The sequence below is a fragment of the Streptomyces griseoaurantiacus genome (genome assembly GCF_036189845.1).
Lineage (GTDB): Bacteria > Actinomycetota > Actinomycetes > Streptomycetales > Streptomycetaceae > Streptomyces > Streptomyces griseoaurantiacus.
The window spans coordinates 6,613,992-6,633,604 of the sequence record NZ_CP108326.1 but is presented as its reverse complement, the minus strand read 5'-3'; the positions used below and the strand labels follow the sequence as shown (position 1 = coordinate 6,633,604).

The 19,613-nt window shown below is 73.4% G+C and carries 13 protein-coding genes and 1 pseudogene; 5 read left to right on the top strand and 9 right to left on the bottom strand.

Annotation, left to right across the window (positions count from 1 at the left end):
• Positions 1-2: 2 nt before the first annotated feature.
• The 5 genes and pseudogenes from OHB09_RS29245 to OHB09_RS29225 form a co-directional block, all read right to left on the bottom strand.
• Positions 3-2,705, bottom strand: coding sequence for a bifunctional acetate--CoA ligase family protein/GNAT family N-acetyltransferase (locus tag OHB09_RS29245; protein WP_328922797.1), 2,703 nt, complete (start codon positions 2,703-2,705; stop codon positions 3-5).
• A gap of 251 nt (positions 2,706-2,956) precedes the next feature.
• Positions 2,957-3,328 (bottom strand): annotated as a pseudogene (locus tag OHB09_RS29240) (amino acid permease); the annotation flags it as partial.
• A gap of 70 nt (positions 3,329-3,398) precedes the next feature.
• Positions 3,399-4,148, bottom strand: coding sequence for a pyruvate formate-lyase-activating protein (gene pflA / locus OHB09_RS29235; protein ID WP_328922796.1), 750 nt, complete (start codon positions 4,146-4,148; stop codon positions 3,399-3,401).
• Complete coding sequence (gene pflB / locus OHB09_RS29230; protein WP_328922795.1) at positions 4,145-6,403, bottom strand: formate C-acetyltransferase; 2,259 nt, start codon at positions 6,401-6,403, stop codon at positions 4,145-4,147. Before pflB ends, pflA begins: the two co-directional genes overlap by 4 nt.
• A 210-nt stretch (positions 6,404-6,613) precedes the next feature.
• The gene (locus OHB09_RS29225; protein WP_328922794.1) at positions 6,614-7,582 is read right to left on the bottom strand and encodes a universal stress protein; all 969 of its coding nucleotides are present in this window, start codon (positions 7,580-7,582) and stop codon (positions 6,614-6,616) included.
• A gap of 260 nt (positions 7,583-7,842) precedes the next feature.
• Here OHB09_RS29225 and ppdK point away from each other — a divergent pair, with 260 nt between their 5' ends.
• From ppdK to adhE, 4 genes are all read left to right on the top strand, one after another.
• The gene (gene ppdK, locus OHB09_RS29220; protein ID WP_328922793.1) at positions 7,843-10,539 is read left to right on the top strand and encodes a pyruvate, phosphate dikinase; all 2,697 of its coding nucleotides are present in this window, start codon (positions 7,843-7,845) and stop codon (positions 10,537-10,539) included.
• Between the two features lie 101 nt (positions 10,540-10,640).
• Complete coding sequence (locus OHB09_RS29215; RefSeq protein ID WP_191890022.1) at positions 10,641-11,024, top strand: hypothetical protein; 384 nt, start codon at positions 10,641-10,643, stop codon at positions 11,022-11,024.
• 81 nt (positions 11,025-11,105) lie between these two features.
• The gene (locus OHB09_RS29210; protein WP_191890021.1) at positions 11,106-11,867 is read left to right on the top strand and encodes a CBS domain-containing protein; all 762 of its coding nucleotides are present in this window, start codon (positions 11,106-11,108) and stop codon (positions 11,865-11,867) included.
• 94 nt (positions 11,868-11,961) lie between these two features.
• Positions 11,962-14,619: a bifunctional acetaldehyde-CoA/alcohol dehydrogenase gene (adhE, locus tag OHB09_RS29205; protein WP_328922792.1), complete on the top strand. Its 2,658-nt coding sequence runs from the start codon at positions 11,962-11,964 to the stop codon at positions 14,617-14,619.
• A 409-nt stretch (positions 14,620-15,028) separates the two neighbouring features.
• Here adhE and OHB09_RS29200 read toward each other — a convergent pair whose 3' ends face one another.
• From OHB09_RS29200 to OHB09_RS29185, 4 genes are all read right to left on the bottom strand, one after another.
• Positions 15,029-15,895, bottom strand: coding sequence for a universal stress protein (locus OHB09_RS29200; protein ID WP_328922791.1), 867 nt, complete (start codon positions 15,893-15,895; stop codon positions 15,029-15,031).
• Positions 15,896-15,900: 5 nt separating this feature from the next.
• Positions 15,901-16,923 carry a zinc-dependent alcohol dehydrogenase gene (locus OHB09_RS29195; protein ID WP_328727940.1) on the bottom strand — a complete coding sequence of 341 codons (1,023 nt, stop codon included), beginning with the start codon at positions 16,921-16,923 and terminating at the stop codon, positions 15,901-15,903.
• An 89-nt stretch (positions 16,924-17,012) separates the two neighbouring features.
• On the bottom strand, positions 17,013-17,918 hold the full coding sequence (locus tag OHB09_RS29190; protein ID WP_319118703.1) for a universal stress protein: 906 nt from the start codon (positions 17,916-17,918) through the stop codon (positions 17,013-17,015).
• Between the two features lie 236 nt (positions 17,919-18,154).
• Positions 18,155-18,796, bottom strand: coding sequence for a DoxX family membrane protein (locus OHB09_RS29185; RefSeq protein WP_234524912.1), 642 nt, complete (start codon positions 18,794-18,796; stop codon positions 18,155-18,157).
• 212 nt (positions 18,797-19,008) lie between these two features.
• On the opposite strand from OHB09_RS29185, the gene OHB09_RS29180 reads away from it, so the two are divergent.
• Positions 19,009-19,593: a hypothetical protein gene (locus OHB09_RS29180; RefSeq protein WP_191851663.1), complete on the top strand. Its 585-nt coding sequence runs from the start codon at positions 19,009-19,011 to the stop codon at positions 19,591-19,593.
• Positions 19,594-19,613: the final 20 nt, after the last annotated feature.

The following is a 19,613-nucleotide window of genomic DNA, read 5'->3' as shown; positions in this document are numbered from 1 at the left end:
CCTCAGCGCAGTCGGCGCAGATAGGGGTCCTGCTGCGGGCGCGGCAGCAGGCGTATCCGTGCGTCGAGCACGGTCACGCCGCCGGGCCGGGCGAGGACCGGGTTGAAGTCGGCCTCGGCGAGCTGGGGCAGGTCCGTCGCCATGCGGGAGGCCCGGTGCAGTACCTGTTCCAGGGCCCGCAGGTCGACGGGGCCGCCGCCGAGCGCGCCGAAGAGCAGCGGCGCGCAGCGCGGGGCGGTGATCAGATCGTGCACGTCGTGGTCGGTGAGCGGGGCGAGACGGGCCGCGTGGTCGGCGAGTACCTCGGTGGCGGTGCCGCCGAGTCCGAAGACGACGAGCGGGCCGAAGACGCCGTCCTGGACGACTCCGGTGAACAGCTCGGTGCCGCGTGTCGCGAGCGGCTGGACGACCACGCCCGTCATGAGGCCCTCGAAACGGGCCCGCAGGTCCTGGTGAGCCGCACGCACCTGGGCCTCGTCGCGCAGGTCGAGGTGGACGGCGTGCTGCAGGCTCTTGTGCACCAGTCCCGGCCAGTGGGCCTTGAGGACGACGGCGCCGTCGGTGCCGTCGGTGCCGCGCAGCCGTTCGGCGGCGAGCACGGCCTCGTCCTCGGACTCGGCCCATTCCCAGGGCTGCTGGGGGATGCCGTAGCAGGCCAGGAGGTCCGCGCAGGCGCGCGGATCGAGCCAGCCGCCGTCCGGGTGGCCGGCCAGGAAGTTCTCGACCACCGTCTGAGCACGTACCCGATCGATGCCCTCGATGTCCGGCACGGTGCCCGCGGGGCGGGCGAGCCAGGCGGCCCGGCGGGCCGCGTGGGCCAGGGCGCCGGCCGCTGCCCGGGCCTCGGCGTACGAGGGGACCGCTTCACCGTCGGGCGCGGGCAGCAGCGTGACGGGTACGTCCTGTTCGAGGCGTACGACCGTGACGGGCTTGGCGCGTCGGCCGGGACCCGCGGTGACGGCCCGCACGAGGTCGTCGCCGGTCGCGGCGGCGACGGCGGTGGGCACGAGGGCGACGAGGACTGCGTCCACGGCGGGCTGAGCCACGACCCGGTCCACACACTCGCGGAGCTGGTCCTCGGTCACGGCGGCGGTGGCGTCCACCGGATTGCCGGCTGAGGCGCCCTCGGGCAGCAGGGTCAGCAGGTCCTCGGCGAGTTCACGGCCGGGAGGGGAGAGTGTGAGGCCGGCCTCGGCGCAGGCGTCGGCGGCCAGGACACCGGCACCGCCGGCGTTGGTGAGGATGAGGACGCGGGTGCCCTTGGGGAGGGGCTGCGCGTGGAGCAGGGCAGCGGCCTCCAGCAGCTCACCGACGGACCGGGTCGCGGTGATGCCCGCCTGGGTGAACAGGGCCCGCCGGGTCATCGTGCCGGTGGCCGCGGCGGCGGTGTGCGAGGCGGCGGCCCGTCGGCCGGCGTCGGTGCGGCCCGCGTCGACGGTGAGGACGGGCAGCCGCCGGGTGACCCGCCTGGCGGTGCGGGAGAACGCGGCGGGGTTTCCGAAGGACTCCAGGTGCAACAGGGCGAGGTCGGTGCGGCCGTCGCTCTCCCACCACTGCAGCATGTCGTTGCCGCTGACGTCGTACTTGTCGCCGAGGGAGGCGAAGGTCGAGACGCCGATGCCGAGTCGCGACAGCCCTTCGAGCAGGGCGATGCCCACGCCTCCGGACTGCACGGCGACCCCTGCCGTGCCGGCCCGGGGGTGCGTGGCGGCGAAGGTGGCGTCCACGCGGCAGGAAGGGTCGGTGTTGGCGATGCCGAGGCAGTTGGGGCCGACCATGCGCATGCCGTGGCTCCGGCAGGCGGTGAGCAGCGCCGCGGCCTGGGCGGCGTCCAGTCCGGCGCTCACGACGACGAGGGACCGTACTCCCGCCTTGCCGCACTCCTCCGCGAGAGCGGGCACGGCGTCCGCCGGAACGGCGACGACCACGAGGTCCGGGGCGACGGGCAGGGCGCCGACCGTGGGGTAGGACGGCACGCCCAGGATGGCCTCGGCGCCGGGGTTGACGGCGAACAGGCGGCCGGTGAAGCCGTCCTCACGCAGGTGGTGCAGCAGCGCCCGTCCCACCGAGCCGGGATGCCGTCCCGCCCCGGCCACGGCGATGGTCCGGGGCTTCAGCAGGAATTCCAGGCTGGCGATGTCGGCCGTCCGGCCCCGGGCCTCGGTCGCGGCGAGGTAGGTCTCGTCCTCGTCCAGCGCGACGACGCAGCGCACCTCGGGGCCCTCGAAACGGCGGGTCACGCGGAGACCGAGGTCGGTGAAGAGCCGGAGGATCTCCTGGTTGTCGCTGAGCATGTCGGCCGTGAAGGCGGTGATGCGCTCGGCGCGGGCCTGCGAGACCAGGTGCTCGACGAGCAGGGTGCCCACGCCCCGGTGGTGCAACCCTTCGGCGACCACGACCGCGAGATCGGCCCGCTCCCCCGTGTCGTCGGCGTGGTACTCGGCCAGGCCGACGACCTGTCCCGCCCGCTCGGCCAGCAGGGCACGGTGGCCCTTCCGGGACGGCGTGCACGCCTCCTCGGCCGCGCGCCGGCCTGAGCGGTCACCGGTGCAGAAGAAGCGGCGGCGCCGGTTCTCCGGCGACATCTCCTGGTAGAGACCGGCCAGTTGCTCGTGGTCCCCCGGTTCCACGGCGCGGATGCCGACGGTGGTGCCGTCCGCGAGCAGCGCGTGCACCAAAGGGCGGGGCGGCATGACGTCCTTCATGGCGGTCTCCTCCGAGACGTTGGCGTCCTTCCTGCACTTCGAGCATCCGGCCCGGCCCCCTTCGCGCCCAGGGGCCGACCGGGGGGCAGTACGGGGGCCGATCGGCCCCGTCCCGCTGGTGCGGGAGCGGTGGCGGAGCGCGTGACCGGTTCGTGCGCCTCCACGCACGGAGCAGGTTTTCGCGGCGGGTGGCCTTGAGGCGCAGCGCCGCCTTCGACGTGCAAAGGGCGGGCCCCGTTCCTGAGGGCCGCTCAGCCGCGGGCGAGCACCCGGCGAGCACCGTAGGCGGCGGCGCCGATCGCGAGCGCCGCCGCACCCCACAGCACCGAGGCGCTCGGCAGTGCGAAGGCCAGGACGAGACAGCCGGCCGTGCCGAGCACGGGGACGATCCTCGGCGGGCGGCCCTCCTCACGTGTGAGGGTCCAGGCGGAGGCGTTGGCGACGGCGTAGTAGACGAGGACCCCGAAGGAGGAGAAGCCGATCGCTCCGCGCACGTCGGCGGTGGCCGCGATGACGGCGACGACGGTCCCGACGGCGAGTTCGGCGCGGTGCGGACCTCCAGTTCCAGGTCGCTGCCGATCGCCACCACCGCGTCCAGCAGCGTCCGCATGCGGTCCCGGCCGCCGCGTACGCAGCAGGAGTACACCCCGTCGCCGGACCACGCCGGGAGGTCTGGGGGGCGGCGCCGCGCGGTCAGTAGGCCGCCGTTCCGTGGGCGCGGAAGCGGGCGCGGACCCGCTCCGTGAGGGCGGGGTCGGGGGTGGGCGTGTCCTTGAGGGGGAACGGGATGCCGAGGACCTCGTACTTGGGCGCGCCGAGCTTGTGGAACGGCAGGACGTCCACGCGGTCGACCGTGTCCAGGCCGGCGACGAACTCGGCGAGGCCGTCCACGGCCGTGAGGTCGTCGGTCCAGCCGGGCACCAGCACGTACCGGATCCACAGGGGCACACCGAGCCGGTTCAGGCGGGTGGCGAAGGCCAGGGTCGGGGCGAGGTCGCCTCCGGTCAGCCTTCGGTAGGTGCCGATGTCGAAGGACTTGATGTCCAGCAGGACCAGGTCGGTGTCCGCGAGGAGCGCGTCGCTCGCGCGGGCGCCGAGGAAGCCGGAGGTGTCGAGGGCGGTGTGCAGGCCGGCCTCCTTGCAACGGCGGAGCAGGGCGCCGGTGAAGGCGGGCTGGAGCAGTGCCTCCCCGCCGGTGAGGGTCACTCCGCCGCCGGAGGCGGTGAGGAAGGGCCGGTACTTCTCGATCTCGGCCATGATCTCGTCGACGGTGGCCGTGCGTCCGTCACGCATGTGCCAGGTGTCGGGGTTGGCGCAGTACAGGCAGCGCAGCGGGCAGCCGCTGAGGAAGAGGACGAAGCGGGTCCCGGGACCGTCCACGCCGGTGGACAGGTCCCAGGAGTGGACGCGGCCGGTGACCGGTGGCGCGGCCACGGTGCTCACAGCGTTCCGTGGAAGGTACGGCTGATCACGTCGAGCTGCTGCTCGCGGGTCAGGCGGACGAAGTTGACGGCGTATCCGGAGACCCTGATGGTGAGCTCCGGGTACTTCTCCGGGTGCTCCATGGCGTCCTCCAGGGTGGCGCGGTCCAGGACGTTGACGTTCATGTGGAAGCCGCCCGCGGACATGTAGCCGTCGAGGATGCCGACCAGATGGCCGGCCCGTTCCTGGGGGGCGTGTCCGAGACCCTCGGGGGTGATCGTCGTCGTGAGCGAGATCCCGTCGCGGGCCGCCTCGTAGGGCAGTTTGGCCACCGACAGGGCGGAGGCGACGACGCCGTGCCGGTCGCGGCCGTTCATCGGGTTGGCGCCGGGCGCGAAGGGCTGTCCGGCACGGCGGCCGTCGGGGGTGTTGCCGGTGTGCTTGCCGTAGACCACGTTGGAGGTGATGGTCAGCACGGACTGGGTGTGCTCGGCCTCGCGGTAGGTGGGGTGCCGGCGGACCTTGGCCATGAACGACTCCACCAGGCCGACGGCGAGGGAGTCGGCCCGGTCGTCGTTGTTGCCGTACGCCGGGAACGTGCCCTCGGTCGTGAAGTCCACGGCGAGCCCGGTCGCGTCGCGGATCACCTTCACGCGCGCGTGCTTCACGGCGGACAGGCTGTCGGTGGCGACGGACAGGCCGGCGATGCCGCAGGCCATGAAGCGGTGCACGGGGTGGTCGTGCAGCGCCATCTCGATGCGCTCGTAGGCGTACTTGTCGTGCATGTAGTGGATGACGTTGAGCGCGTCGACGTAGGTCTCGGCCAGCCAGTCGAGGACGCGGTCGTAGGCGGTCCTCAGCTCCTCGTGGTCGAGGTACTCGCCGGTCAGCGGCGGCATCTCGGGAGTGACCTGTTCCCCCGTCATCTCGTCCCGTCCGCCGTTGACGGCGTACAGGAGGGCCTTGGCGAGGTTGACGCGGGCGCCGAAGAACTGCATCTGCCTGCCCACGGCCATGGCCGAGACGCAGCAGGCGATCGCGGTGTCGTCGCCGGTGCGCGGGCGCATCAGGTCGTCGGACTCGTACTGGACGGCACTGGTGTCGATGGAGACCTGTGCGCAGAACTCCTTGAAGCCGCCCGGCAGCCGGGGCGACCAGAGCACGGTCAGGTTGGGCTCGGGGGCCGGTCCGAGGTTGTACAGGGTCTGCAGGAAGCGGAAGGTGGTGCGGGTGACCAGGGGGCGGCCGTCGAGGCCGATGCCGCCGAGGGACTCGGTCACCCAGGTGGGGTCGCCGGAGAACAGCGCGTCGTACTCGGGGGTGCGCAGGAAGCGCACGATGCGCAGCTTGATCACGAAGTCGTCGATCAGCTCCTGGGCGCGGCTCTCGTCGAGGAGCCCTTCCGCCAGGTCCCGTTGGAGGTAGACGTCGAGGAAGGTGGAGGTGCGGCCGAGGGACATGGCGGCGCCGTTCTGCTCCTTCACGGCGGCCAGGTAGCCGAGGTAGAGCCACTGCACGGCTTCGTGGGCGGTCGCGGCGGGGCGGGCGACATCGCAGCCGTAGCCGGCGGCCATCTCCGTCAGTTCGCCCAAGGCCTTGATCTGCTCGGCGAGTTCCTCGCGGTCGCGGATGACGTCCGCGGTCGAGGGCAGGGTGTCCAGGCGGGCGCGTTCGGCGCGCTTGGCCGCCACGAGGCGGTCGGTGCCGTAGAGGGCGACGCGCCGGTAGTCGCCGATGATCCGGCCTCGGCCGTAGGCGTCGGGCAGCCCGGTGATGAGGCCGACCTTGCGGGCGGCGCGCATCGCGGGCGTGTAGGCGTCGAACACGCCGTCGTTGTGGGTCTTGCGGTAGGTGCCGAAGACCCGCGTGACGAACGGGTCGGGCGTGTAGCCGTACGCCTTCAGGCTGTTCTCCACCATGCGGATGCCGCCGTTGGGCATGATCGCCCGCTTGAGCGGGGCGTCGGTCTGGAGGCCGACGATCAGTTCGCGGTCCCGGTCGATGTATCCGGGGGCGTGCGAGGTGATCGTGGAGGGCGTGGCGGCGTCCACGTCGAGGACGCCCCGGCGCCGTTCCTCGGGGAAGAGCGCGCTCACCTTCTCCCAGACCGCGCGGGTGCGGTCCGTGGGACCGGTGAGGAAGGAGGCGTCGCCCTCGTAGGGGGTGTAGTTGGCCTGGACGAAGTCGCGCACGTCCACGCGCTCGCGCCACCCCTTGCCGCCGAACCGCCGCCATGCGTCGGCCGTACGGGGGCCGGCTGTCACCGTCGCGGTCATCACAGGTCCTCTCGTGGGGGTCTTGCCCTTCTGTTTCGATACTCGTCCCGCGCACGGGAGGGGAGCAGTGCCGGACAGGGCATCCCCCGGACCCTGTGGTCCCGGCCGGCCGGGACGTTCGGCCCCCCTCCGAGACGGGAGCGGATCGTGCGGGAGGGCCGCCACGGCCCGTGGGGTCGTGACGGCCCTCTCCCCCCCGGGGTGAAAGCGCTATTTGGCGCCCTCGCGCGGCGACCATTCGTGCGGAACCACCGCCACGGGGCAGCCGGCGTGGTGCAGGGCGGCGTGCGCGACCGGGCCGGTGCGGCCCCCGGCGCCGTGGCCGCTCCCGCGGCGGCCCACCACCAGGAGACCCGCGTCCCGTGCGGTGCGCACCAGGGCGGCCGCCGCGCGTTCCTCGGTGACCGACTCGGTGACCGGGACGTCCGGGTACTTCTCCCGCCAGGCGCGGAGCACCGCGGTCACCGATCGTTCGGCGTCCGCCCGCGCCTGTCCTGGCGCCCGTGTGTCCGGCACCGGGTGGACGGCGGTGGGCGGGGCGGTGACCAGCGAGGCGTCGGAGGCGGGCCGGAGGGGCGTACGGAAGGCATGGACCACCCGCAGACCGGTGTCGCGCCGCCTGGCGGCCTCGAAGGCGAAGGCGATGACCTCGTCGCAGGGACGGGCGGTGTCGAGGCCGAGGACGACCTCCCGGTACGGCGTGCGCGGGATCTCCTCCGGCGCGACCCCGTCGGCGGCGGGCAGATGCTCCTGGGCGGCCGTCCGGCCGGCCCGGACCAGCACCACGGGGCGTGGGGAGCGTGCCACGACGCGCTGGGAGACTGCTCCGGTCACGAATCCGGAGAAGGCCCCCAGGCCGCGCGAGCCGAGGACCAGCATCTCGCTGTCCGCGGCCGCTGCGACCAGGGCGGCGACCGTGGAGTCGCGCACCAGCCGCTCGGTGACGCGCAGGTCGGGGTGTGCCGCCTCGATGCTTCGCACGGCCTCGTGGAGTATCTCCGCGGCCCAGTCGTGCTCGGTGCGGTCCATGGGGACGTAGGGCGCGGGGCGGGGGTGGCTGTTCCAGGCGTGCACCACGCCGAGACCGGTCCCCCGCCGCCCGGCCTCCTCGGCCGCCCAGTGCGCGGCGGCCAGGCCGGCGGGTGAGCCGTCGACCCCCACGGTGATGTCGTGCGGCATGACGCGTCCCCTCCCGTGTCGCATTCCGTGTCGAGGAATTCCCCGACGACTTGGAGCCTCCTCCCCGGGACAGCGGCGGGTACGGGGCTGTTCGGCCCCGACGGGGGGTTCGTCCGGCCCCGTCGCGGCACCGGCTGGCGCCTGCCGGAGGGGTCGGGACAGGGCCGGTCGGCCTCCCCGCCCGGGACCGCCGGCGTCTCGCGCGCGGTGCCGGACGGTCCGAGGCTGGAAGGACCAAGCCAGAGGCCGAGGAGCGCGTCATGGTCCGTTACGTGTACGACTTCACCGAGGGGAGCCGGGACATGGCCGGCCTGCTCGGAGGCAAGGGATCGAACCTCGCCGAGATGACCCGGCTGGGCCTGCCCGTCCCGCCGGGGTTCACCGTCACCACCGAGGCCTGCCGGGCCTTCCTGGACACCGGTGGCGCGCCTGCGGGCATGTGGGGGGAGATCGCCGAGCGTCTGACGGCGATCGAGACCGCCACGGGCCGGGCTCTGGGGCAGCCGGAGGATCCGCTGCTGCTGTCCGTCCGCTCCGGCGCCCGGTTCTCCATGCCGGGCATGATGGAGACCGTTCTCGACATCGGCCTGAACGACGAGTCCGTGCTCGGTCTCGCCAAGGTCTCGGGCAACGCGCGCTTCGCGTGGGACTCCTACCGTCGTCTCGTTCAGATGTTCGGCAGCACGGTGATGGGGGTCGACTCCGCCCGCTTCGAGGACTCCCTCGCCGCGCTCAAGACGGCACGCGGCGTGACGGACGACGTGCACCTGTCCGCCGACGACCTCGCCGAGCTGGTCGGGACGTTCAAGGAGCTGATCCACCGGGAGACCGGCGAGCACTTCCCGCAGTCCCCCGCCGAACAACTGCACCGCGCGGTGCTGGCCGTCTTCACGTCCTGGAACGGGGCGCGCGCCCGGCTCTACCGGCGGCGCGAGCACATCGCGGACGACCTGGGGACGGCCGTGAACGTGCAGCGCATGGTCTTCGGCAACCTCGGGTCCGACTCCGGCAGCGGGGTCGCCTTCACCCGCGACCCGGCCACGGGACGCCCCGGCCTGTACGGCGACTACCTGCCCGACGCGCAGGGCGAGGACGTCGTCGCGGGCATCCGCAACACGGTCCCGCTCACCGAACTGGAGCGTCTGGATCCCGGCTCCTACGCCCGGCTGCGCGCGCACATGGAGACCCTGGAGCGGCATTACCGCGATCTGTGCGACATCGAGTTCACCATCGAGCGCGGCACTCTGTGGATGCTCCAGACGCGGGTCGGCAAGCGCACCGCCGAGGCCGCCTTCGCGATCGCCTCCGCGCTCGCGGACGAGGGGCTCGTCACCGAGGACGAGGCGCTCTCACGGGTCGCCGGGGAGCAGCTCGCCCGGCTGATGTTCCCCCGGTTCGACACCTCCGGCACCGGTGCTCCGCTCGCCCGCGGCCTCCCCGCCTCGCCCGGTGCGGCGGTCGGCGCCGTCGTCTTCGACTCCGCCGAGGCCGTGCGCCGGGCGGCGACCGGGGAGAAGGTGGTGCTGGTGCGCCAGGAGACCACCCCCGACGACCTTCCGGGCATGATCGCCGCCCAGGCCGTCGTCACCAGCCGCGGTGGCAAGACGAGCCACGCGGCCGTGGTGGCCCGCGGCATGGGAAAGGTCTGCGTGTGCGGCGCCGAGGAACTGGCCGTGGACACCTCCGCGAGGCGGTGCACCACCCCGGACGGCACGGTCGTCGAGGAGGGCACCGTCGTCTCCGTGGACGGTTCCGCAGGTGTGGTGTACGCGGGTGCGGTGCCGTTGACGGACTCGGCGGTCATCCGTTTCCTCGCGGACGGCTCCGCGGACGAGGACGGCGAGGGCGTGGTCGCCGCGGTGGCTCGCGCCCTGGGCCGCGCCGACGCGGTGCGGCGCCTGGAGGTGCGTGCCAACGCGGACACCCCCGAGGACGCCGCGCGGGCCCGGCGGTTCGGCGCCCAGGGCATCGGGCTGTGCCGTACCGAGCACATGTTCCTCGGGGAGCGCCGCAAGCTGGTCGAGGCGATGATCCTGGCTCCGGACGAGTCCGCGCGTGAACGGGCGCTGGCCGCGCTGCTGCCGCTCCAGCGGCGGGACTTCACCGGCATCCTCGAGGCGATGGACGGGCTGCCGGTCACCATCCGGCTCATCGACCCGCCGCTGCACGAGTTCCTGCCCGACCGCACCGAGCTCGCCGTACGCCTCGCGGCCGCCGAGGCCCGGGGCGTCGAACCCGGCCCGCACGACACCGAACTCCTGGACGCGGTCAACCGCATGCACGAGGAGAACCCGATGCTCGGCCTGCGCGGTGTCCGCCTCGGTCTGGTCGTGCCGGGTCTGGTCGCCATGCAGGTACGGGCGATCGCCGAAGCCGTCGTGGAGCGCACGAGGGCCGGCGGCTCCCCCCGAGCGGAGATCATGGTGCCACTGGTCGGTGCCGTGGAGGAGCTGCGCATCGAGCGCGAGGAGGTGGAACGCGTCCTCGCCGAGGTCTCCCGGGAGTCCGGCGTTCCCGTGCACTGCCCGGTCGGCACCATGATCGAGCTGCCGCGGGCGGCCCTGACGGCCGGGCGGGTCGCCGCGGAGGCGGAGTTCTTCTCCTTCGGCACCAACGACCTCACCCAGACCACCTGGGGCTTTTCCCGCGACGACGTCGAGGCGGCGTTCTTCTCCGCCTACCTCGACAAGGGGATCTTCGCCACGTCGCCGTTCGAGACCCTCGACCGGGACGGTGTGGGGCGGTTGGTGCGGATCGCGGTCGAGGAGGGCCGTGCCGCGCGTCCCGGCCTGAAGATCGGTGTCTGTGGCGAGCACGGCGGCGATCCCGACTCCGTGCACTTCTTCCACGCCGCCGGGCTGGACTACGTCTCCTGCTCGCCGTTCCGGGTGCCGGTCGCCCGCCTCGAGGCCGGACGGGCCGCCCTGGAAGGGACCGACGGCGGCGACACCAGGTGAGGGGACCTCCGGCACCGGCCGGGGGCCGTCCGGCCCGCGCCCGGTGCCGCCCCGACGGCGAGGCTTGCGGTGACACGGAACGAGTACGAGGAGTGGGGCACATGACTGCCAAGGACATCGGCATCCGCGACGGCGCGGGCACCGTGCGGGTACGGGCCGACGGCGAAGTGGGCGAGGAGGAACTGGCGTACCTCCGCGAGAAGGTCGGCACCGCGCTGGACCGGCCCGGGCTGCCGCCCGTGAGCGGTGAGGTGCGGATCGTCAGGGCCGCGGCGCACCACGTGGAGCTGCCGTGGTCGGCCGGCACCGACATCCGGGTGGGTGGCGACCTTCTCGTCGTCCACGTGCGCGAGGCGAGCGCCCGGGAACTCGCCGACCGGCTCCACGACCGCCTGCGGGACCGCGCTCAACGCCTCGCGCACCGCTCCCAGGAGGACCACAGGGCCGCCACGCCCCCGCCGTGGCGCGGCGGCCCCGAGCAGTAGGGAGGACGCTTCGGCCCGGCGGGACGCGGTGCCCGCCGCCCTCCCGCCGTCCCGGCTCGTGCAGAGGAAGGAATGCCCGTCATGACATCGCACACCGTCGGTCAGGTGATGACCGGTGACGTCGTCCAGGCCCGTCGGACGACGCCCTTCAAGGAGCTCGTGCGGCTGCTCGACCGCCACCGCATCGGCGGACTTCCCGTGGTCGACGAGGACGACAAGGTGGTCGGTGTGCTCTCGGGCACCGACCTGGTGCGCGCCCAGGCGGGCCGGTCGGGTCGGGCCCCGGCCGGTGCCGTCACCGCGCAGGACCTGATGTCGACGCCGGCCGTCACCGTGCATCCCGAGCAGAGCGTCCCGGACGCGGCGAGGCTGATGGAACGCCGTGGTGTCGAGCGCCTCCCCGTGATCGACGAGGAGGACCGTCTCATCGGCATCGCGACCCGCCGGGACCTGTTGCGGGTCTTCCTGCGCACGGACGACGACATCGGGCGCCAGGTGACCGAGGAGATCCTGGTCGGCCGCCTGGGACTGAGGGGCACGGACGTGTCCGTCTCCGTCCACGACGGGGTGGTCGCCCTCCACGGCCGGGTGGATCTGCGGAGCCGTGTCCCGGAGGCCGTCCACGCGGTGTGGCGGCTGGAGGGGGTGGTCGGGGTGGTGAACGGTCTGACCTTCGATGTCGACGACTGCGCACCCCCGGCGGCGACCGGTACCCGTTCCGCGCCCGACGCGGCTCGGGACGCCGGCGGCCGGGACGGAGGGCCGGGGGTCCCTGCCGGACCCGGGCCGGATGGGCCCGGGAGGGGCCCTTCGGTGTCTGCGGCGGCCCCGGAATCCGCGTGAGAGTGGACGGGGAAGCAGGGTCCGCCCGTGGAGCCGCTCCCGCCCGGCGCCACCGTGACAGCACGGCGGCCCCTGACGACGAAGGCGGACCACCATGACCCGACAGGACGCGCGGACCGGGGCCACGACCGGCGGCGAGGCCCCCTCGGACACCGCGGTCGCCGTGGACCGTCTGGTCGCGGCCGGACTGAAGGCCCTCGCCGACTACGAGGCCCTGACGCAGGAACAGGTCGACCACATCGTCAAGAAGGCGTCGGTCGCGGCCCTGGACCAGCACACCGCCCTGGCCCGCCTGGCGGTCGAGGAGACGGGGCGCGGGGTCTTCGAGGACAAGGCCGCGAAGAACATGTTCGCGTGCGAGCACGTCACACACAGCATGGGAAGGATGAAGACCGTCGGAGTGGTCGCACGCGACGACATCGAGGACATGGTCGAGATCGCCGAACCGGTGGGGGTGGTCTGCGCGGTCACGCCCGTCACCAACCCCACCTCGACGACGATCTTCAAGGCGCTGATGGCTCTGAAGACCCGCAACCCGGTCGTGTTCGCCTTCCACCCGTCCGCCCAGCGGTGCAGTGCCGAAGCCGCACGCGTCGTGCGGGACGCGGCCGTCTCCGCGGGAGCGCCGCGGGACTGCGTGCAGTGGATCGAGCAGCCGTCGGTCGAGGCCACCCATGCGCTGATGCGGCACCCCGGCGTCTCGCTGATCCTCGCCACCGGCGGCAACGCCATGGTCAAGGCCGCCTACTCGGCCGGCAAACCCGCCCTCGGGGTGGGGGCCGGCAACGTACCGGCCTACGTCCACAAGGAGGCGAAGCTCCGGCGGGCCGTCAACGACCTCGTGCTGTCCAAGTCGTTCGACAACGGCATGATCTGCGCGTCCGAGCAGGCGGTCATCCTGGACACGGACATCTACGACAGTGCGCTCGCCGAGTTCCGCGCCCTGCACGCCCACCGCGCCACCCCTCAGGAGAAGGCGAAGCTGGAGGCGTTCCTGTTCCCTCCGGCCGGCGGCTCGGGGGCCGGGTGCGAGCCCAAGGTGAACGCCGACGCCGTCGGGCAGAGCCCGGCCTGGATCGCCCGGCAGGCCGGTTTCACGGTTCCCGCCGACACCTCGATCATCCTGGCCGAGGTCGAAAGCGTCGGCGCGGAGGAGCCGTTGACGCGGGAGAAGCTGTGCCCGGTGCTGGCCGTGCTGCGGGCCGGGGACGAGACCCACGCCTTCGACCTGGCCGCCGACATGGTCGCCTTCCACGGACAGGGGCACAGCGCCGTCATCCACACCGAGGACCGGTCCCTGGCGGAGGCGTACGGCGCACACATGAAGACCGTGCGGATCCTCGTCAACGCCCCCTCCTCGCAGGGTGCCATCGGCGGCATCTACAACGGCCTGCTGCCCTCGCTCACGCTGGGCTGCGGCTCGTGGGGAAGCACGTCGGTCTCGAACAACGTCTCCGCCGCCCAGCTGCTCAACATCAAGCGGGTCGGGACCCGCCGCAACAACCTGCAGTGGTTCAAGGTCCCGCCGAAGATCTACTTCGAGCCGCAGGCCATCCGCTACCTGACCTCCATGCCGGACGTCCACCGCGTCACCGTCGTCACCGACACGACCATGACCCGACTCGGGTTCGTGGACCGGATCAGCCAGGTGCTGCAACGGCGCCGTGAGCCGGTCACCCTCCAGATCATCGACAACGTCCGGCCCGAGCCCAGCATCGACTCCGTGCAGGACGGCGCCCGTCTCATGCGGGACTTCCGGCCCGACACGATCATCGCGCTCGGTGGCGGCTCCCCCATGGACGCCGCCAAGGTGATGTGGCTGCTGTACGAGCAGCACGCCGCCGGTCACGAGATCGACTTCGCCGACATGCGGCAGAAGTTCTCCGACATCCGCAAACGCGCCTTCCGCTTCCCCTCCCCGGGCGCGCGCGCCCGCCTGGTCTGCGTGCCGACCACCTCCGGCACCGGCGCGGAGGTCACGCCGTTCGCCGTCATCTCCGATCCGGCCACCGGGAAGAAGTACCCGCTGGCCGACTACGCCCTCACCCCCAGCGTGGCGATCGTCGACCCACTGCTCACCGCCGCCCTGCCCCCGTCGCTCGCCGCCGACAGCGGCTTCGACGCCCTCACCCATGCCATCGAGGCGTATGTCTCCGTCTACGCCAACGACTTCACCGACGGTCTCGCCCTGCACGCGATACGGCTGGTCTTCGGCCACCTCGAGGCAGCGGTGAACGACCGTGGCGGAGCGGCCGAGGCACGGGAGAAGATGCACAACGCGGGAACCCTCGCCGGCATGGCCTTCGGCAACGCCTTCCTCGGCATCGTCCACGCCATGTCCCACACCCTCGGCGCGACCTTCCACCTCGCGCACGGCCGTACCAACGCGGTGCTGCTGCCGCACGTCATCCGGTACAACGGGACCGTCCCCACGAAGCTGACCGCCTGGCCCAAGTACGAGACGTACCGGGCGCCCGAGCGCTTCCAGGAGATGGCCCACGCTCTCGGCCTGCCCGCCGCCACCCCCGCCGAGGGGGTGGAGTCGCTGGCCCGCGCGGTGGAGCGCCTGCGCGGCGCGGTGGGCATCGAGCCGACCTTCCAGGCCCTCGGCATCGAGGAACGGACGTTCCTGGACGCCCTCCCCCAGCAGGCCCTCAACGCCTACGAGGACCAGTGCGCGCCGGCCAACCCGCGTATGCCGATGCTGGACGACATGCAGGAGCTGATGCGCGCCGCCTACTACGGCGGCTGAGGACCGGGCCCGGAGGCCGAGGGGCACCGGCCGGACCGACCGGCACACGTCCCCGCCCGCTCCGCCCCGGACCGTCAGGGTCCGGGGCGGAGTCGTGCCCACCCGGGGCGGTAGCGCCCCCGAGTCCGCGGCACCCGGCCCTCACGGAGGGACCCGCGACACCGGGACCGCGGTGGCCGTTCGGCCGGAGAGCGACGGTGCGGTTCCGGTCCTCCTCAGCGAGCGCCCCGGCCGGCCGGAGGCTGGAGCGTCACGGTTTCGGGTCGTAGCCGAACGGCACCGCCCGCAGCGCGGGGAGTCGGCGGCGGCCGTTCGGGCCGGAGGCGGTCGTGGCCCACGCGGACGGGCCGGCCACCGCTCGTGCGGTGGCCGGCCCGTGCCGGGCGTCGCGCCCGTGCGTGCATCCGGCTCAGGAGTCGTCGGGCACGATCGCGACGGGGCAGTCGCAGTGGTGCAGGACCCGGTGTGCCACCCGTCCCAGGCGCGGCCCTCCGTGTCCCGGGCGCCGGCGGCCGATCACCAGCAGGGCGGCACCCCGGGAGACCTCGGGAAGCACTCGTCCGGCCGGTCCCTCGATCGTGCGGCGGCGCAGCTCCACGTCCGGCGGGGTGTCGGCGAGGGCGGCCTCCAGTTGGCGTGCCGCCCGTTCCTCGCGCAGCCGTTCGGGCTCACCCGCGAGCAGCGGCTGGTCGGCCGTGTCGTGCGAGGGGCACCGCCAGGCGCGCACCGCGGTGAGCGGGGCCCGCCGTCGGCGCGCCGCCTCGTAGGCGAAGCGCATCGCGGGCGTCGGTGTGTCGGCCGTGCCGACGACGATGCCGGTGCGCGGCGGGTCGTCCCCGGGCGTGCGGTCGCCGCCGTCGCGCACCACGACGACCGCGCAGTCGGCGTGTGTGGCCACGGTCATGCCGACGGAGCCGAGGAGCGCTTCGGTGAGCGCGCCCCGGCCGCGGGTGCCGACGACGACGGCCGCGGCACCGCGGCTCTCGTGGATCAGGGTGTATTCGGGTTCCTCCGGCACGAGCGCGGTGGTGACGGGGAGCCCGGGCTGGTGGTGCCGGGCCCGCAGCGCGGCACCGCGGAGGATGTCCTCACCGCTCGCCTTCCCGTCCGGGCCGCCGATCTCGGGGGCGAGTGCGGGGCCTTCGTACCGTTCCCACAGGGAGGCGTACACCAGGCGTAGCGGGATTCCCCGCAGGGCCGCCTCCTCGGCCGCCCAGTCGACGGCTCGCAGGCCGGGCCCGGAGCCGTCGACGCCGACCACCAGGGGCGGGGGCACCGGTCTCAGCCTTCCGTGTCGAGGTCGAAGACGATGCGGGCCTTGACCTGACCGCGCAGGACCTCGTCGATGGACTCGTTGACCGCGGTGAGCGGGCGGGTCTCGCGGATGACCCGCGTACGGCCGGCGGCGTGCAGCCGGAAGACCTCGGCGAGGTCCTGCCGGGTGCCGACGATGGAACCGATCACCGAGGTGCCGTTCAGCACGGTGTCGAAGATCGGTATCTCAAGGGTGCCGTGCGCGGGCAGGGCCACCATGACGAGCTTGCCGCCGCGTCGGAGACCGGCGTTGACGGCGGAGAAGGCGGCGGGGTTCACCGCCAGGGCGAGCGCGGCGTGCGCGCCGCCGTGCCGCTTCAGTTCGGCGCCGACGTCCTGTGTGCGGGCGTCGATGACGAGGTCCGCGCCCAGTTCCCGGGCGAGTTCGAGCTTGTCGTCGGTGACGTCGACGGCGGCCACGGTGGCACCGGCGATCTTCGCGTACTGCACCGCCAGGTGGCCGAGTCCGCCCACCCCGGAGATGGCGACGAGCTGCGCGGGGCCGACGCCCGCGACCTTGAGCGCCTTGTACGTGGTGACGCCCGCGCAGGTCAGCGGGGCGGCGTCGAGGGCGCTGACGCCCTCGGGCACGAGCTGGGCGAAGTCGGCGCGGGCGAGCATCTTCTCGGCGTACCCGCCGTCGCAGCCGTAGCCGGTGTTGACCTGGCTCTCGCACAGCGTCTCCCAGCCGGAGAGGCAGTGCTCGCAGCGCCCGCAGGCGCTGCCCAGCCACGGCACGGCGACGCGCTGTCCCACCGACAGGTGGGTGACGCCCTCGCCGAGCTTCTCCACCAGGCCGACGCCCTCGTGGCCGGGCACGAACGGCGGTGTCGGCTTGACCGGCCAGTCTCCGTGCGCGGCGTGGATGTCGGTGTGGCACAGCCCCGAGGCCTCGAGGCGGACGCGGACCTGTCCCGGACCGGGCTCGGGGTCGGGGCGCTCCTCGATGACCAGAGGTGCCCCGAATTCCTTCACGACCGCTGCCTTCATGGTTCTTTCTCCTTCTTGTCCGGCCCCCTCCGGCCCGTCCGGGCCGGAGGGGGCCGGACAGGGCCGATCGGGCTGCCGGGGCGCCCGGTTCAGTGGTGGGCGACGACGGCGACGGGGGCGGTGGCGTGGTGCATGACCGCGTGGGTGACGGCCCCGATGTGCACGCCGAACAGGGTGCGGCGGACGCGGCGGCCGACGACGACGAGCGAGGCGTCGTGGGAGGCGTCGATCAGGTGGCTCGCGGGACTGCCGAGGCGGGACAGCTCGTCCACCTCGACGTCCGGGTACTTCTTCCGCCAGGGCAGCAGCACCTCGGTGAGCGCGCCCGCCTGCGCGCGGGCCAGGTCCTCGCGGGGGTCGTAGCCGCCGGCCATGGTGTACGCGTAGGAGGCCGGCAGGTTCCAGCCCTGCACGACGGTCAGCCTGGCCGCACGCCGCTGTGCCTCCTCGAAGGCGAAGGCGAGCACCTCCCCGGCGGGACTGCCGGTGTCCAGGCCCAGCACGACGGGCCGGAAGGCGGTGGCCGCGGACGGGATACCGACCGGGTCCTTCAGATGCTCGTCGACCGCCTGCTCACCGGCCCGGACGACCACCACGGGCACCTCGGTACGGGCGACCACTGCCTGGCCCACGGACCCCACCAGGTAGCCGCCGATGCCGCTCAGCGCCCGGGAGCCGAGCACGAGCAGCTCCGCCTCCTCGGCCACCTCCGCGAGGACCTCCGCCGGACGGCCCCCGCGCTGCTCGGTGCTCACCTCGACACCGGGATGCGACAGCGCCAGCCCCTCGGCGGCCTCACGGGGGATCCGCTCGGTCCAGTGCTGCTGCGTCTCGGCGCCCAGGAGAGGCGCCTGCGCCATCGGCTCCGGCACCGGCTGCCACACATGGACCAGCTTCACCACCGCCCCCCGCAACGCCGCCTCACGGGCGGCCCACCGGGCCGCGGCACGGCTCTCGGGCGATCCGTCGAGACCCACGGCGATCGTCCTGGGCATCGAGCCCACCTCCTGCGTACTGTCGTCTGTGGTCCGCGGCACGCGCTTCGTCTCTGTTCGCCACGGTTCGCTGTCCTTCGCTACTCCTCCAGCATTTCGGGCGGCGGCCCTCCCGGGCAGGGGCCGATGGTCCCGGCCGGGGACCCGGTGGGCCCGGGCCCCGGCACAGGCCCGTGGGCCTCTGAACGGAGCGATGCGGTGGGCCCGTTCGGCGGGCCCACCGCATCGACGGGGGTTCAGCGCAGCCACGCGTGGTCGCGGACGATGGGGAGCCCCGCCCACAGCCGTCCCAGACCCAGGGTGTCGCCGGCGGAGACCGCCGCGAGGACGATGAGGACCACCGCGTAGACCAGGTGATAGTCGGCGAAGGGGTTCGTCGACATGCTCGGCGTGCCGTCCGACAGATGCTGGGCGGGTGGCCACTCGGCCATCCACATCAACGCCATCATCACCGTGCCCGCCAGCGCCGTCAGGCGCAGAGCCACCCCGGCGATCAGAGCGAGACCGATACCGAGCAGGCCGAGCATGAACAACCAGTCCGCCCAGCCGGCCCCGGCCCAGGCATGGAAGGCGGACTCCATCGGTCCCACGGCCACCGAGCCGAGGAAGCCCTCGGTGGGCGAGCCACCGTCGATCCAGCCCTTGCCGGACGGGGTGGCGTAGCCCAGGCCGAAGGTCTTGTCGAGAAAGGCCCACAGGAACACGAAGCCCATCAGCACGCGGGCCGAGGCGAACGCGTAGGCCCGGACGGTGCGCGTGCCCGTATGCGTCCCCGTGTGGACCGAGGCGGCGGACTCGGGGGCGGAGGAGGTCCGGTTCCTGCGCAGGAACGGCAGGTGCGAGCCGGCCTTCGGGTTCATGTGCTGATGGACGGCCATGGTGGTCACTCCCTGAGGACGTTCCGTTCGTTTCTGACACCACTCACTCTCCCGGCGCCCGCCGGACCACGCAGGGTGCCGATGGTCCGCGGGGAGGAGCCGAACGTCCCTACGCGAGCGGGTCGTTCGGCGTTGCCGGCCGCCAGGGCCTCTCCGGAGCGGAGCGGGGCCGACCGGTCCCTCCCCTCCTCTTCCCGTTCTCCGAACGGCCGTTGCCCGCGGCCCTGCTCGCGGAGCTGGCCGAGGCCGCCCAGGCCGAAGGCGCCCGGCTGCACCTGCCGGATCAGCGGGCGACCGACCGGGTGCTGCGCAGCACGTGGGAGGCCGAGTCCCGGAACCGCTCGGGCAGCGGAAGAGCGGCCGAGAGCCGCCGGTGGGCGGACGGCCCGCGTTCGTCGCCGGGCTTCGGCCCGGGTCCGGCGGCGGGGCCGCAGGACGCCCTGGACCGGCTGCCCGTGCGGGACTTCGGTGCGCACCGGCGGCCGTCGGCACTGTCCGCGCTCCCCTACGAAACGCGTCCGGCGCTCGTGCTGCTCCGCACCGCGCACGACCGGCGTGCGGACTGGCTGCTGCCGGGCAGGCGCTGGAGCGGGTGCTGCTGGTGGCGACCGCGGGCGGGGTGCGCGCGTCGCTGCTGCACCAGGCGCTGGAGTGGACGGACCTGCGCGGAGACCTCGACCGGGTGCGACGGGGGCTACCGGGGACATACACAGATGGTGATCCGCCTCGGATACGGCCCCGAGGGACCCGTCTCTCCGCGCCGCGGCGCCGCCGAAGTCATCGACCTCGGCGGCTGACCGCGCGCGCCCCGGCTGCC